The organism is Serratia marcescens (genome assembly GCF_001902635.1).
Classification (GTDB): Bacteria; Pseudomonadota; Gammaproteobacteria; order Enterobacterales; family Enterobacteriaceae; genus Serratia; species Serratia marcescens_F.
On the sequence record NZ_MJAO01000011.1, the window covers coordinates 37,135 to 51,868 of the forward strand.

Genomic DNA, 14,734 nt, shown 5'->3' on the forward strand with positions numbered 1-14,734 from the left:
GAAACGGCCTAATCCCGTAATGGAGCGATCTATGCAAGATAATGCCTGCTGTGCCGATGATTATCGCCGTTTTGTCCACCAATTGTCCGGGCGTGTGCGATCGCGTTATCACCCGGAATATGCCGGATGGTTGCGCCAGTCCGCGGGCAGCCAGCCGGTGGTGCAGCGGTTGCCGGAAATGATCGTCCGCGCCGAAACGGTGGAGGATGTCATGGCAACCGTGCGTTTTGCCGCGCAATACCGCCATCCTTTGAGCATCAAGATGGGTGAATACAGCTACGGCCACGATGTTGTGCGCGGCAACGGTATCTTTTTGGATATTTCCGCTTTGCGCGACTGTGTTCTTGATGTCGATAACGCGCTGGCGATGGTGGGGCCGGGCCTCTCCTGCCGGGAATTAAATCACCGCCTGGAAAAACAGGGGCTGACTTTTCCTATCGGTGATGAGGAACATGCCGCGATCGGCGGATTTTTGCTCGCCGGGGGGATGGGGAGCCATTTACCCTCCAGGGGGCGAATGGGCGTGTTAAATATTGTTGCGGTAGATCTGGTCACGGCCGACGGCCAGTTGCACCACGCCAGTGAAAGTGAAAATTCCCCGCTGTTTTGGGCCGCGCAGGGGATGGGAGCTAATGCCTTCTGTGTGGTGGTGCGGTTCTACCTCAAGTGCTGCCCGCTGTCCTTGACGGTCGTCAACCAGGCTTATCAGCTGCCCTATCACGCGCTGGAACTGTTGTTGGAGATTATCGAGGGGGATAATTGGGATACGCGTTTGCAAATTATGATCGCGATTTCGCGTCAGGAAGAAAATAGCCCGCGGACGCTTACGCTGAACACGATCGCATTCGCGCAGAGCGAAGAGGAAGGCGCCGCTCTGCAGATGGCGCTGATCCGAAATATTCCCGACAATTTGCTCACCGTGTTGGCCAAGGCCGGCCACGGCAATGCCGATGAACTCTATCAGCGCTACGTCAGGATACGGTCGGGCCAGCGTGTGGGTGGCGATGGCATCATCACTCATCGCATTCGACAGGTTGCGGCGATTCTGGATGCTTGCTTGCCGGCGCAACCGGCCAAAGAAGGGATGACCTTGCTGGTTTGGCGAGGCAAACAGAGTTTCCCCGACGTCTCTTGTCAGGCGCAAGGGCTATTTTTTGTCTCGACGTATCTGCAATGGAACAGTATGCAAGAAGATGAAGCCAATCGCCGTTGGCTTCTGGATCTGTACGAGCGATTGGCGTTGTTAGCCGGTGAACGCGACGTTGAGGAAAGGGGAAGCGGCCCAGGCGGCCCCGGTGGCGAGATGCCTGAGGATCGGCGGAGCGTGAGCATCGTGCGCCGGCATTTTCGCTAGGTGGAGCCAGGGGGCACAGGCCGGCGGAATCACGTTCACTGCGCCGGCCCTTTAAGTTCCACGCGGTTGCCGTCCGGATCGCTGAGGTAAATGGACGGCCCTTCACCTTCCGCGCCGTAGCGGGTTTCGGCGCGGGCGGCGTCGATCCCCTGCGATCGCAGATACGCTAACAGATCCTCCTCGTTGAACGGATCGATGCGCAGACAGACGTGATCGACATTTTGCCTGCGGGGATCGGGAGGCTCGCCGCCCTGTTTCCCCAGCGTGCCGTTGACGTCAACCAGGTCAATCATGGCCGAACCGGCGCGCAGATGCACCAGTCCCAGGTCGGGCCGCTGCCTGGCGATTTCACAACCCAGCGTGCGGGTATAAAACAGCAGGCTTTTTGCCGGATCGCAGACGCGCAAAACCACATGATCGATATTCTTCAGGCTGAAAGGGGGCATGACTCTCTCCCTGGATCGGTGCGTTACTCTTAGCATAACCGGCAACGCCCGATTTATCCTGTTTCCGCCCCCTATTGCCGCCAGAGCCGCCGTTTATCGCAGAGTCGCCACGATCTCCTCCAGCGCCGCCCGTTGCGCCTCGCCGAGCGCGCTTTCCGTCGCCGCATTCTCCGCCAGCAGGGCTTGCAGGCCGATCAGCCAGTCATAGATATAAAACGCGGTATTTTTGGTCGGCGTCGGCGCCAGCCGGGTCAGCCGCTGTTGGCTGCTCCAGTCCACCGCCGGCTGTGGCGGCGGGGTAAAGATCGGCTGGCCGGGATTGACACGGCTTTCGGGGCGCGTTGCTGCGTCGCGCCGCTGGAAGCCGAGCCAGGCGACGAAGTCGCCCAGTATCGCCAGCGCCTGGCTGATTTGCCGATCCTCCCCCTGCTCCGGCAAGCCCCCGGCACACAGCGCGCGCGCCAGTTCATCGCCGAGCGGCAGGCGGCAAGCGGCGCCAATCAGCGCATCGACCAGCAGTTCGAGGTGCGGCTTCTCGACGCCGAGCAGGTCCAGCAGTTGGCGGCTGTCCGGCAGGCTGCGCAGATGGTTGATCCAATCCGCGAATACCCGCGCGGCAAAGGGCGACGCGGGGGGCTCGCCGGGCGCCGGGGCCTCCGGCGCGCCGAACAGATCGATGTCGAGCCCGAACGGCGCAGGCGTTGCCGCCGGTGCCGGCGTGGCGTGTTGCTGTTGCTGATAAAGCTGGCGCAGCGTATCGCGTTGGGGCAGCAGCCGCTCCAGCAGTTCGCCGTGGCTGCCGGCTTGCATCTGTAGCGCACGCAGCAGCTGTTGGCCGCGTTGCTGCGTCGCGTGTGGATCGGTGGCGGTAAGCCAGTTGCCGAGCAGGCTTTCCGTCAGCTCGCGCTGCAATTCTTCGCGCTGTTCGCGCAGGCGCGCTTGCTTCTGGGCCGGGCGCGCCTGCGCGGTCAGGTAGCTCACCATGCGCCGACAGTCCTGTTCATCCAGTGCCAGCAGCGTGGCCCAGCTGTCGCCGGGTTCGCCGACCTGACGCTGTACGGCGTCGTCGGGGCGTGCTTTGCCTTCCCGGCGTTGGTCGAACGGTGTGATCGCCCAGATCAGGCCGGGTTTGCGGCGCTGGCGCAGCGCCGGGGTTTCTCCCTGGGTTTGGTTGACCCAGTCGGTGAGCGCCCGGCCAACGCGGGCGGCGTCCTGCGGCGTTGCGGCCGCATCGGCCACCAACAGCAGGTTGGCGTGCAGGCCGTCCGCGCAGCGGGTCAGCAAATGGGCGCGTTTCGCCTGTTGCAGACGCTGTGTCGGCTCCGCCTGCGGGCAGATACGGCTGCCGGGCAGATCGATCAGCGCCACGTCGGCGGGCAGGCCCGTTGGCGTCGTCTGCGGCAGGGGGGTGGTCACTTCGGCGGTCAGCCAAGCCAGGTCGCTCAGCGCGATCTCCCGTTCGTCGCCTCGTTCGGTCATCACGACGATTGTGGCGTTTTCCGGCGCGGCGCTCGCGGTCAGCAGCGTCAACGCACGGCGCGGGGCATGAACCTGTCGGCTATCGCCGAGGGTATGCCTCGCGTGCGCCAACTGGCGATAGCGCGCGGTCAACGTCGCCTCCTCTCCCCACAGCGGCGCAAACAGGCGCGCGCGATCGTCGATGCTCAGCTGCGGTGCCAGCGCCACGGCCTGCGGCCAGAAGTGCCTGTCCAGCGTCTGTTGCTCTTTGCCGCCGTGGCGGCGCCGGCTGTCCCACAGCGCCAGCACGTCGTTGTCGCTGAGGCCGTCGATGGCGATCGTCTGGCGGTGGCGCGTCAGCGCGTGCAGGTGGCCGGCGATTGCGCGGGCGTCCCAGTCCAGGCGGAAGCCGCCCATCGCGGCGGCATCCATCGTGATGGCCAGCCACTGCGTTTCATCGAGCAGGGCGAGAGTGAGGGGATACTCGGCACACGGCGACGGCGCCGTGGCACAGTAACGCACCGCCAGCGCGGCGTCCGCGTGCAACCGCTCTGCGCCGGGGGCCAGCGCCGCCAGCAGGTGGGCCTTGGCGGCGGCGTTGTGGCCGTACAGGCCGATCGCGACCTGGTCAGGTTGCGCGCCGGCCAATTGCAGGGCGCGGTTATGGCAACGGCGCAGGCGCAGCGTCAGGCGATCCGCTTCTTGCTCCAGGCGAACGGATTGGCGGCGTGCGGCGGACACCCAGTCGATCGCCTGCAAAATGCCGGCGCTGAGCGCGTGGTTCGAGGCCGATTGGCCGGTGGTGGTGGGTTTCATCGTGGGTAAATGCTCCCGCTGTCTATCCAGTAGTGGGTCGCGCCAGAGGCGCTGGCAGCCAGGGTATTGAGTTTCAGTTGCAGGTGATGCGCCGGGACGGGGCTGCCGTCGGCCAGTAACGCCTGCGCGATCTCGACGCTTTCGGCGCCCTGTTCGGCGCTGGCGGTGATGGCCAGCCGCAGGCTGATCACCGCGTCGCCGGCCAGCTTGCGTGCCAGCTGGGCGTCATTGATGGTCAGCGTATAGAGCGGCGAGGCCGGCCAGCGTTCGTTGTCCAGCTGGCGGAAGCCCAGGCGCAGCGGGCCGCGCAGCTGGAAGCTGCCGGCGGGATCGAGCGTAAAGTCGGCGCGATCCAGATCGATGTCGCGGTAATAGACGTTATCGTCCGCCAGCATGTTGTTGCCGTCCAACATGCCCAGGTGGCGAATGGTGGAATAAGGTTGGAAATCCCCGACGTTGAAGTAAAAACTCTCCAGCCGCAGGTCGATCGCCAGCAGGCACAGCATGGCGCCCACCGCCGCGGTGGATTTGGGGTTGTCGATACGGCCGCGTTTGTTGAACGGGTACCAGCTGCGGGTGTGGTAGCCCTCGAGCGGCAGAATGCGGCTGGCGGGCAGCGGTTGCAGATGGCGCAACAGCGCCTGCACGCCGGGGAAGCGTGCCGGGCGGCCGGTCAGCAGCAGCACGTCGCAGGCGTACAGCGCCACCACTTCAGCCAGCAGGCGCAGGCAACGGCCGATGCCGATGCGATCGGACAAGAAGGCGGCGTGCAGGTCGGCCAGGCGGATCACCAGCGGGGTGTGCAGAATATCGAAGGCGTCGCTGTCGGCTTCGCGCTGCACCTCGCCGTTGATAAACGCCAGCACCTGCGGCGTTGGCGGTTGCGGCAGCAGATCGCCCAGGCTGGCGGCGATTTCCGCCCGGCTGTCCAGTGGATCGTATTCTTCATAGGCGCTGAGCAGCGCGCGCCCGGCGGGCATGAAAATCTGCAATGCGGCCTGCTGACGCAGGGTGGAAAGCCCGTCCATGCGCCCTTCGTTGCCGAACAGTTTGTCCATCAGCGCCGCGGCGGCGTTCACGCCGGCGGTTTCGAACGCCTGTTGCACGGCGGGCAGGATAAACTGCTGGATGGCGTCCAGCAGGATATCGTCACCGGCGACTTTAAAGCCCTCGCGGAACAGCAGGCGCGGATTGATTTTGATGTTGTTGCCCACGCCGTCGTCGAGCGAATAGTGGGTGATCGCCAGGTCCGTGGTGCCGCCGCCGATGTCGATGGAGGCGATGCGCAGCGTTTTACCCGGCTGCTCGTCCGGCGCCAGCGGCCGATCCGGTCGGGCCATGGCGGCGAAAAAGGCGTCGGTGCGGCCGGCGAAGTTCACCTGGGTTTCATTGTACAGATAAACCATCTGGCCACAGGTGGCCTCGTCCCACTCCATTTGCACCTGCGGCACCGGGAAGCGGGTGCGCGCGCCGTCGAACGGCGCATCCTGCGGGTGCCAGCCGAGGGCTTTCCACACCAGCCCGATCGCCTCCTGCATGCGGCGGCGGAAGATCTCGCGCTCCGGCTTCGGCATCGCCGAAGGCAGCGTCAGGATGATGGCGCGTAGACGGCGCGGCGCGGCGGCGTTCGGCATGCGGCTGCGTTGGGCGATGCTGTTGATCTGCATCAGCGCCTGCGCCAGCAGCTCGGTCAGCATCAGGGTCATCACCGCGCTGCGGCTGTAATGGGCGGCGAACACCGGCAGCCGTTGCGACGTCGGCAGGGCGGACAGCGGCACGCCTTCATCGTTGATCAGCGTGGTCAACGGCGCGGCGGCGGCCATCGGCTCCTGCCGTTCATTGAAGCGCCAGCCGGGGGCGTAGCGCTCCTCGTCCCACAGATAGCGGCGCGGGCTGGAAATGCCGGTGGTGCCTTCATGGCCCGCCCGCCGCTGCGCCAACTGTGCGGCTTCGCGACCGACGCGGGTGATGGACGGCCACTGGAAAGCGTCGTCGCGCCCGCTCTGGAACGACAAATGCGGCTTGCCGAAGACGGCCTGAGAAAACTCCACCCGGCTTTCGAACAGTTCGTTGTAGACGCGGTGCGGTTCGGACAGCGAGCGCAACTGCAGCTCGTAGGTTTGCTTCAGGCCGTTGCTCTCCTCCGGATGATCTTCGACCAGCACACCGCAGGTGTGCGAGTTGCCGACGTCCAGCACCAGATCGACGTCGATCGCCGGTTGCTGCAGCGTTGCCGCCACCATTTTTATCTGCGGCACCGCCAGCTGGTGGCCGAGCATGTGCAGCAGATTGAGGTAGTGCGCCTGATACTCGAAGGTTTTCAGCCCGGCGTTGATCTCCGCCTCGGCGCGCAGCTCCCGCTCGGCGGCGCGCCGGCTGAAAGCCTCGCGCAGCCAGCCGTCCACCCAGGTCAGATCGAGAAACTCGCCCAGTTCGTGGTTGCGGTGAGCCAGCGCGAAGCGGAGATCGGTACCGAGATCGCTTTCGCCCGGCGCCAGTGCTTCTTGGCCGGGCGCCGCGCCGCGGGTGTCGAAGGCCAGCACCACGCGCAGCAGGTTGCCATCCTGATCCGGTTCATCCAACTGCACCACCTGCAGGCGTGCCCAGTTGTCCGGGCCCGACAAAAACAGGCCCGCCGGGGTGTGGCGCAAGAAGGGCAACGGCAGCCAGAGTTTATCCAGCAGGCGCAGCGACTGTTGCAGCGGATAGCTGAACTCCGGCCGCACCACTTCGGCGGTTTGTCCGCCTTCGGCCGGCAGCTGATATTTGCCGCTCTCGGCCTCCCATTGCAGACGCAGCAACGGGCCACTGGCGGTCTTGCGCACGAATTTGCCGGGAAACTCGGCGTCCAGCTGCGGCGCCAGGGCAAAGTCCAGAAACTGAATGCCGCTGTCCTGAATCAGCGTAATGCCGTGTTTGTAGTCCGTAAGGGGTGCCAGCATCATTTACTCTCGCGCTTGAACGTCATGGGATAGGTGGTGTCCGCATCGTAGCGGCCGGTGCACTCCGCCGCGCCGGTTTCGCCCTGGCGGCAGACGATTTCCGGGATCTGGTAGCGGCTACCGTCGCTGCAGCGCGCTTTGGTACGACTGTTGATCACCAGATTGCCGGATTGCATCAGCCCGGCTTCGACCGCCACCCGGCAACTGACGCCGTCGCCGTAGGCGATGACGGCGCTGCCTTTGCCGTCGTTCAGACGATATTGCAGGCTGGGGCGCTTGCCGGTGATCGGATCTTTCAGCGCCACCGTGGCGCGCCATTTGCCGTTAAGGAAACGGGTGGAACCGGCCTTCACCGCTTCGGGCGGCAGCACCAGCGCATTTTTGTCCATCGGCTGCGGGATGACCGGCACCGGTGGTGGCGGCATCAGCGTCGCGTGCGCCAGCGGCAAGCGCAGCGTTGGCAACGGCGCAGCGGTTTTTTCCGGCGGCGCAGGTGGCGTTTTTACGACCGCCGGTGGCGGTTCTGGTGCTGGCGGAGCCGACGAACGGTTCAACCAAACGGCCAGAGCGCCGCCCAGCAGCAGTGTGGGCAGCAGCCAGATCCCGATAACGTGGCGCCGATCAGGGCGTGCGTCGCCAGGGGACTCGATGGTCGCGGCGGGGGTGGGAACCGGTTCAGGCTCCGCTACCGGGGCGGTTTTTTCCGGCTCGGCGACCGGTGGCTTGCGCGGGGCGGCGGCGATCGGCGTCGGTTTTTCCACTTCCGCCGCCGATTCTGCCGGGCGCAGACAGGCCAAAGGATCGTCCGGGGTTTGCGCCTGCGGCTTGATAAAGCCCCAAAAGGTCAGTACCGGCCGGTCGTCCACCAGGTAGACGTGGTTGGGATCGGGCATGTGCATCGCTTTGGCCAGCAGCGCGCCGAACAGGCGGTGGCTGGGGTGCTCGGCCGCCTGGGCTTGTTCTGTCAGGCTGCGGAAGGTCGTCAGGCAGTGCTCTAAATGGCGTACCGCCTGTGTGCGCTGGGCGTCGCTCGCCGCCAGCCAGGAGACGACCTTGCCGGGGAAGGGCGCGTACCAGTCGATGCGGGTGCCGCTTTCGTTCGGCTGAGGGATCGCCAGACAGTCGGCGGCCTGCTGCTGCCGGCGAAGACGCAGGGTTTCCCGCAGTTGCTGTGCACAGGCGTAGACCGGTTGCCCGTTTTCACCTAAAGCCAGCACATCATCCAAACTGCCACTGCGTAAGAAGGGTTTCACCACGGCACCTTGTCCTGTTCTGCAAAAACGCATAAAAGTCCATGATAACCCGCAGAAGGAGGCGCCAAACGGCCAAGGACAGCCCGAAAAACGCCCTTCTTTGGCGTTAGTGGCGTGCTTTTCTAACCGGCACAGTGAAAATCTCGCTATCTGGACCTGTCTCTGAACCGCTTTCTCTGAAAAATAGGACGCGGCCCCGGCGAGTGACGCCGGGGAATGATGTTCTCTTTCACTATGACATCGCCTCGCGGGTTGCCGACTTCGGTATGCCTCAGGCGTGCGGAGCGTTCGCATTATGGACAGTCAGTCTGAAAAAACTCTCGTTGTTACCCCTGCACATCCCGCCGCCGGGCATTCGGCTCAGGGCTGGATGAACGGCTTCCTCGGCATGATTATCTTCAGCGGCTCGCTGCCCGCCACCCGGGTGGCGGTGCTGGAACTTGATCCGTTGTTTCTGACGGCGATCAGGGCGGCGATCGCCGCCTTGCTGGCGCTGTGCGCGCTGTTGGTCACCCGCCAGGCGCGGCCAACGCGGGCCGATTGGCTGCCGTTGCTGTTTGTGGCGCTTGGTGTGGTCATCGGTTTTCCGCTGCTGACGGCGCTGGCGTTGCAGCACACCACGTCGGCACATTCGCTGGTGTATATCGGTCTGCTGCCGCTGGCGACCGCCGGTTTCGGCGTATTGCGTGGCGGGGAACGGCCCAAGCCCGCCTTTTGGGCCTTTTCGGGCGTCGGTGCCGCGCTGGTGGGCGCGTTCGCGCTGAGCCAGGGGAGCGGCGGTGCCTGGCAAGGGGATGCGCTGATGGTCGGGGCGGTGTTGCTGTGCGGCCTGGGGTATGCCGAAGGGGCGGTGCTGTCACGCCGGCTCGGCGGCTGGCAGGTGATCTCCTGGGCGTTGGTGGTGGCGTTGCCGCTGACGCTGGCGGCCGCGTGGCTGGCGGCGCCGGCCGGTTGGCCCGTCGTCAGCGGTGCCGCCTGGCTGTCGCTGGTCTACGTCTCGGTGTTCAGCATGTGGATCGGGTTTATCTTCTGGTATCGCGGCCTGGCACAGGGCGGCATCGCCGCCGTCGGGCAGCTGCAGCTGCTGCAGCCGTTCTTCGGCCTGGCGTTGGCGGGCTGGCTGCTGCAGGAGACCGTCCAGCCGATGATGATCGCCGTGATGGCCGGCGTGGTGGTTTGCGTATTCGGCGCCAAACGCTTTTCCCGCTAGACACCGTTGAGGGCGCAGGCTCGGATCACTTCGCCGAGCCGTTCCACCGCCTGCTGCACCTGGCGGTCGGCGTAACCGCCCAACCCCAGCACCAGGCCTGGCTCACCGTGGCCGGGCGCATACATCGGCGACACCGCCCGCAGCGCCAATCCGGCTTCGTTGGCGCACTGGGCGACCCGCACGTCGTCGAGATCTTTCCTCAACCACAGCACCATGTGCATGCCCTGATCGCAGGGCTGCACCACCGCCAGCTCAGCGGGGATATGCGCGCTGATCGCCTCGAGCAGTACCCGACGCTTCTCCGCGTAAACGCCGCGCATTTTGCGAATATGCCGGTCGAGATACCCTTCGGCGATAAAGGCGGCCAGCACGTGTTGATCCGCGCTGGGCGGATGGCGATCCATCAGGATCCTGGCACCGCAGAAAGCGTCGACCAACGGCGGTGGCACGATGGCGTAACCCAGCCGCAGCGAAGGGAACAGCACCTTGCTGAAGGTGCCGAGGTAGAGCGTCCGGTCGGGCGCCAACCCCTGCAGCGAAGGGAACGGGTGGCCGGCGTAGCGCATCTCGCTGTCGTAATCGTCTTCCACGATCCAGGCCTGCCGCTCTCTGGCCCAGGCCAGCAGGGCGCTTCTTTTCGCCATGCTCATCGGCATGCCCAGCGGGTATTGGTGCGATGGCGTGACAAAGGCGGCGCGGGCGTCGGCGGCCAGGCGCACGCCGGCGGCGACGTCGATGCCGTCGTCGGCGACGGGCACTCTGACCATGTGCCGATCGCGGAACAGGCTGTCGAAAATGGCGGTAATGCCGGCGTAGGCGGGGTCTTCCACCCAGGCGCTGTCGCCGGCGTCCAACAGGATCTGCGCGGCCAAATAGAGCCCCTGTTGCGTGCCGGAGGTGATGAGGATTTGCTGCGGCGTGCAGTTCACGGAGCGGGAGCGGCGCACATAGTCGCAGATGGCTTCGCGCAGCGGCAGTGCCCCCAACGGATCGCCATAGCCCGAAGGGGCGCCGGGGCCGCGCGCCCGGATGCGGTTGCCGAGCCGCCGCCAGACATCGTCGGGCGCGGTATCGCCGATCGGCACCGATACGGTGAACGGCACCGGCGGCAATGCCCGCGCCTGGGCGGCAAAACGCGCCAAATGCTGCGCCTGCGATGAAAGCGGAATCGCCTTCGGCGGGTCAGCCTGCACGGCGGCGCGCGGGGTGCGGCGCGGCGCCTGATAGTGGGCGACCCGGGTGCCGGAGCCGGGCTGGGGTTCGAGGAAGCCTTCCGCCGTCAACTGGGCAAACGCCTCCAATACCGTGCCGCGCGCCAGATTCAGCGCCGTCGACAGCCGACGCGTCGAGGGCAGCAGATCGCCCGCTTTCAGATCGCCCCGGTGGATGGCCTGGCGCAGGGCCTGCGCCAGCTGGTGGCTAAGCTGCCCCGCCTGGCGGTCAAGCTCGCCGATGGCGGGGACGTCAACGACTTTGGCTGTTCTGGGCATGTGGATTCCGGCTCGCTTTACAGTGCGAAAATGAGCATTCAGAGTAAACCACTCTTGCAGCGCTCGCGAGTCCGTTGTCGGTCAGCTTAGCCCACGCTGATTCAGCAGCACCTTATTCAGCTCGCTGTTTTTGCGCACGTTGAGCTTGCGCATCGCCGAACGCTTATGGGCGCTGATGGTTTTCTGGCTGCGCTGCAGCAGGCCGGCGATGCTGCAGGCGGACATGCCGCTGCTCATCAATCCCAGCACCTTTTTTTCGCAGGTGCTGAGCGCGGCGATGCGGCAAGCCTGGCATTTCCACATGCCGGCGGCGTGCAGCGCCATCCACGGATGCTGGGTGAATTTCTCCAACGCCATTTGCAGCTTGAGGCGGATGGCGTAGGCCGAGTCGCGCCGATGGATGCTGAACAGCGGCGGCAGATTTTTCTCCTGTTGCCGGGTCGTGTCGTCGAGGATCAGCAGGGTCAGCTGCCGCTGGCGCGGGGTGCCGTAGGGGCTCTGGTAGCAACAGGCGCAGCCCCAGCGCTCTTCCGGCGTGCGGAACACGATTTCGATGTTATCCAGCGCCTGTAGCGCCAACGGCGCGAACTGCGGGTACAGGCGCTGGCATTCGTTCAGGGAGTGCAGATAATCCTGCAGCAGCAGACGCAGCCCCTGCTGGTAGAAGTTATCGCTGTCGAACAGCGTGAAGCGAATATCTGGCATGGGTGACTCCTTAAAAGGCCGCTGCACCGCGCCGGAGCGAACGGTGACGGCCCATTGCCGGCGATCGCGCGCCGGTCGTTTTCCTGATTTCCCTGGGACGGTGCGGGGCTTATTGGTACGCCAGCACAAAATTGGCGACGGACGTGAATTCGCCTTCGGTAATGCTTTGGTTTTGAATCGCGCTCGGCCGCCCCTGCACGTAGGCGGTGAAGTTCAGGCTGTTGGGGCCGTTCTGCAACGCCACGGCGCTGGTGGCCTTATTCAGATCGATGTCCGCTCCCTGATGATCGAACAGGGCGATGGCGGCACCGTTCGCGCCGTTGTTGATCGCCAGCTTGCCCGGCAGTTCTCCGTCCTCGGTGCCACTGAAGGTCACGCTGACGGATTTGAACACCGTAGTCTTGCAGTCGGTCAGCTTGATGCTGAACGGCACCGGCGTGGTGTGGCCGTAGCGGTACAGGGTTTTGACGATCACCGTGCCCATCTCCACCAGCTGATCGGCGGACTGCGGTTCGATATTGCACGGGCGACTCACCACCGTGCCGTGGAACTGTACCGGCGCGCCGATAAGCTCGGTGTTCGCCGTCGCCGGTATGGCGGTAAACCACCAGGGCACGCAGCTCAGCAGCGCTAAAGCGCGTAGACGCATTTTCGTTCCTCCCTCGGTTACTGGAATGCCGCCACGATGGTGGCCGATGCGTTGAATTCCCCTTCGCCGATCTCTGCGCCGCCGTTGGCGAACGGTGCCGCCACCAGGTTCCAGGAGCCGCCGTTGCCGATATTCGGCACCGGGTAAAACTCATTCGGGATAACCAGCTGGCCGTTGTGCGTCAGCCGGATGCCGAGATCGTTCTTGTCGGTTTTGAACACCTCGTTGCTGAAGGCGGCCGCCGTGCCCGACACCGCCAGCTTGATGTTCAGCGTACCGTCCTCGAAGCTGCCGCCCTCGCACTGGAAGCGCACCGGAATGCTTTGCGGGTAGTTCGAGCCGTTGAGATCGCTGCCGCCGATCTCGCCGAACTCCACGTTGATCAACTGGCCTTCGTTCACCACGCATTTATCCGGCACGTAGAGGATCGCGGACTGGATGAACACCTGCGCCATCGGGTTGGGGCCGAAGCCACCGTCGGTCGAGCCGAGGCGGCCGAACATCTCGATGATCTGCCGATCGTTAATCTCGACGCCGTTAATGATCTTTTTACGCACCCGGAAGGTGATCTTGCCTTTGGAGCCGCTTTCATAGTTGTTGACCTGCACATAGGGCGGCGTACAGCTGTGATTGGGATAGTCGTTGGATTCGTTGTAAAAAGGCACGGTGACATAGGCCTTCTTATTGCCTGCAATCCACACCTCGGCCTTTAAATCCAGGAAGTCGTTCAACTGCAAGAAGCCGTTGCCATAACTGGACGGGGGGAGCGCCGAGTCCGATTTGTAAAAGTGCGGGCTTCTGGGGATCGGCGTATCGCAGTAAGCCTTGCCGGTATAGGTACCGCCTAATGAATAGGGAAACACTTTGGTGAATCCCACTTGGTTAGTGATGTTGCTTTGATTCAGATCGATATAGAACGGTTTTGCCCCGCCGTCCGGCGTGACGTAGCCGTTGGCCCAGGCGGCGGGAGCCGCCAGCGCGATCGCCAGCGGCAAGCAAAGTTTGGTCAGTTGCGTTTTCATCGCGTTCTCGAGCCTCACAGGTAAATCACCTGAATGTGCGCCACGGCGGCGAACCCGGCGGCCATCACCGCCCGTTGGGTGGATTCCACGCTGGCGCTGAACCACAGGGTGTTGCTGCCGGGTTGCAGAATGTAGGGGCGGCTGCGCTGATTCAGCTCCAGCGCCTGGCCCTGCTGGTCTTGCAGCCGCAGGCCGATGCCCTGCACGCCGCCGTTCAGCTTCAGCAGCGACGGGTTGTCGACGTCGCTTTCGCCGAGAAACACCAGCGTCGCGGCCTGCTCTCCCTGCAGATAGAAGCGGCTGGCGTCGCCGTTGCGCGGGCCGGCCGGGTTATCTGCCAACGCGCGCGCGCCCAGCAGGCAGTTGCGGAACGAGAGGCGAAAACGCACCGGCGCGCTGCGATCGCCGGCGTTGCGGAAGTCGCGTGCGCTGACGTCGCCCAGATCGACGGACTGATCCCGGCTGTCCGGCGTCAGGCTGCAGGGGGAGCTGAGCAGGCCGCCGTGAAAGCTGACGGTGCCGGTGGTGCCTTCGATCACGCCCAGCGGCGTTGCCGCCAGCGCGCTGCCGCCGCACAGCAGTGCGCCGAGCAGCAGCGGGCGCAGTCGATCGGTGAATTCAGCCATGCTGGACCTCCTTATTTTTTCTCGGGCACGGCGGTGCAAACGTTGCCGTTGCAGGCGAAGCGCAGTTCGGGGTGGCCGCCGTAGTCGTTGATGTAGGTGATGACGAAGCTGTTCATGCCGGTGTCGTGCAGCTTGAGGTTTTCGCTGGATTTCGGCTTCAGCATCAGCGGCTGAAAACCGCCGATCGCGCCGCCTCCCTGTTTTTGCGTCTGCCGCGTCATGCCGGTCAGGGTGATGTAAAACGGCGTCGGGTTGTCGACGGTGACGGCGCCGCCGCTTTTACGGAACACCAGCTTTTCCTGCCACACCTGGCCCTTGGGCGCGACGATGGCCTTCGGCCGGTAGAACAGCTTGATCTGGGTTTGCAGCGCCAGCTGCATCACGTTGGTTTTGGTGCTTTTCGGCGGAATTTCGCGCAGGTTGAAGTAGAACACCGACTCGCGATCCTGCGGCAGGCGATCCGTCTCCGGCGTCTTGGTGATGCGCACTACGCTGCGTTCGCTCGGCTCCACGCGCTGCAACGGCGGCAGCACCACCAGCGGCGAAGTGATTTTCTGGTGCTGCTCGTTCTCCAGCCAGGACTGCGCCAGGAAAGGCAGCTCTTTGTTTTCGTTGACGATATTCAGGCTGATCGATTTGGCGTCGCTCACATAGACGGCGCGCGTGCGATCCAGCGATATCGCCGCGTCGGCGGTGGGCAGTACGGCGCTCAGGGCCAGGCCGGCGGCGGTCAGTAGCGTTATCGGGTGTTTGTTCATGTCAT

The 14,734-nt window shown here is 64.5% G+C and carries 12 protein-coding genes; 2 read left to right on the forward strand and 10 right to left on the reverse strand.

What is annotated here, in order from left to right:
- The first annotated feature begins 31 nt into the window (after nt 1-31).
- Nucleotides 32-1,354, forward strand: coding sequence for an FAD-binding oxidoreductase (locus BHU62_RS12605; protein WP_073532321.1), 1,323 nt, complete (start codon nt 32-34; stop codon nt 1,352-1,354).
- A gap of 35 nt (nt 1,355-1,389) precedes the next feature.
- On the opposite strand, the gene BHU62_RS12610 is transcribed toward BHU62_RS12605, so the two are convergent.
- The 4 genes from BHU62_RS12610 to BHU62_RS12625 all read right to left on the reverse strand — a co-directional run bounded on the left by BHU62_RS12610 (nt 1,390) and on the right by BHU62_RS12625 (nt 8,272).
- A complete protein-coding gene (locus tag BHU62_RS12610) occupies nt 1,390-1,800 on the reverse strand; it encodes a VOC family protein (protein WP_073532322.1) in 411 nt (136 codons plus the stop codon).
- Nucleotides 1,801-1,893: 93 nt separating this feature from the next.
- Entirely contained in the window at nt 1,894-4,074 is a 2,181-nt protein-coding gene (locus BHU62_RS12615) for a virulence factor SrfC family protein (protein ID WP_073532323.1), read from the reverse strand.
- A complete protein-coding gene (locus BHU62_RS12620; protein ID WP_073532425.1) occupies nt 4,071-7,016 on the reverse strand; it encodes a virulence factor SrfB in 2,946 nt (981 codons plus the stop codon). The genes BHU62_RS12615 and BHU62_RS12620 overlap by 4 nt, the downstream gene beginning before the upstream one ends.
- Nucleotides 7,016-8,272 (reverse strand): SrfA family protein, encoded by a 1,257-nt coding sequence (locus tag BHU62_RS12625; RefSeq protein ID WP_073532324.1) that lies wholly within the window; start codon nt 8,270-8,272, stop codon nt 7,016-7,018. The genes BHU62_RS12620 and BHU62_RS12625 overlap by 1 nt, the downstream gene beginning before the upstream one ends.
- Nucleotides 8,273-8,564: 292 nt before the next feature.
- On the opposite strand from BHU62_RS12625, the gene BHU62_RS12630 reads away from it, so the two are divergent.
- Nucleotides 8,565-9,479 (forward strand): DMT family transporter, encoded by a 915-nt coding sequence (locus tag BHU62_RS12630; RefSeq protein ID WP_073532325.1) that lies wholly within the window; start codon nt 8,565-8,567, stop codon nt 9,477-9,479.
- Here the strand turns inward: BHU62_RS12630 and BHU62_RS12635 are convergent.
- The 6 genes from BHU62_RS12635 to BHU62_RS12660 form a co-directional block, all read right to left on the reverse strand.
- Nucleotides 9,476-10,969, reverse strand: coding sequence for a PLP-dependent aminotransferase family protein (locus tag BHU62_RS12635; protein ID WP_073532326.1), 1,494 nt, complete (start codon nt 10,967-10,969; stop codon nt 9,476-9,478). The two genes, BHU62_RS12630 and BHU62_RS12635, sit on opposite strands and share 4 nt — an antisense overlap.
- 81 nt (nt 10,970-11,050) lie before the next feature.
- Nucleotides 11,051-11,674: a LuxR C-terminal-related transcriptional regulator gene (locus BHU62_RS12640; RefSeq protein ID WP_073532327.1), complete on the reverse strand. Its 624-nt coding sequence runs from the start codon at nt 11,672-11,674 to the stop codon at nt 11,051-11,053.
- 109 nt (nt 11,675-11,783) lie between these two features.
- A complete protein-coding gene (locus BHU62_RS12645; protein ID WP_073532328.1) occupies nt 11,784-12,323 on the reverse strand; it encodes a fimbrial protein in 540 nt (179 codons plus the stop codon).
- Nucleotides 12,324-12,340: 17 nt separating this feature from the next.
- Nucleotides 12,341-13,345 carry a fimbrial protein gene (locus tag BHU62_RS12650; RefSeq protein WP_073532329.1) on the reverse strand — a complete coding sequence of 335 codons (1,005 nt, stop codon included), beginning with the start codon at nt 13,343-13,345 and terminating at the stop codon, nt 12,341-12,343.
- 14 nt (nt 13,346-13,359) lie between these two features.
- Nucleotides 13,360-13,971 carry a fimbrial protein gene (locus BHU62_RS12655; protein WP_073532330.1) on the reverse strand — a complete coding sequence of 204 codons (612 nt, stop codon included), beginning with the start codon at nt 13,969-13,971 and terminating at the stop codon, nt 13,360-13,362.
- Between the two features lie 11 nt (nt 13,972-13,982).
- Nucleotides 13,983-14,729 (reverse strand): molecular chaperone, encoded by a 747-nt coding sequence (locus tag BHU62_RS12660; RefSeq protein WP_073532331.1) that lies wholly within the window; start codon nt 14,727-14,729, stop codon nt 13,983-13,985.
- Between the last annotated feature and the right edge of the window lie 5 nt (nt 14,730-14,734).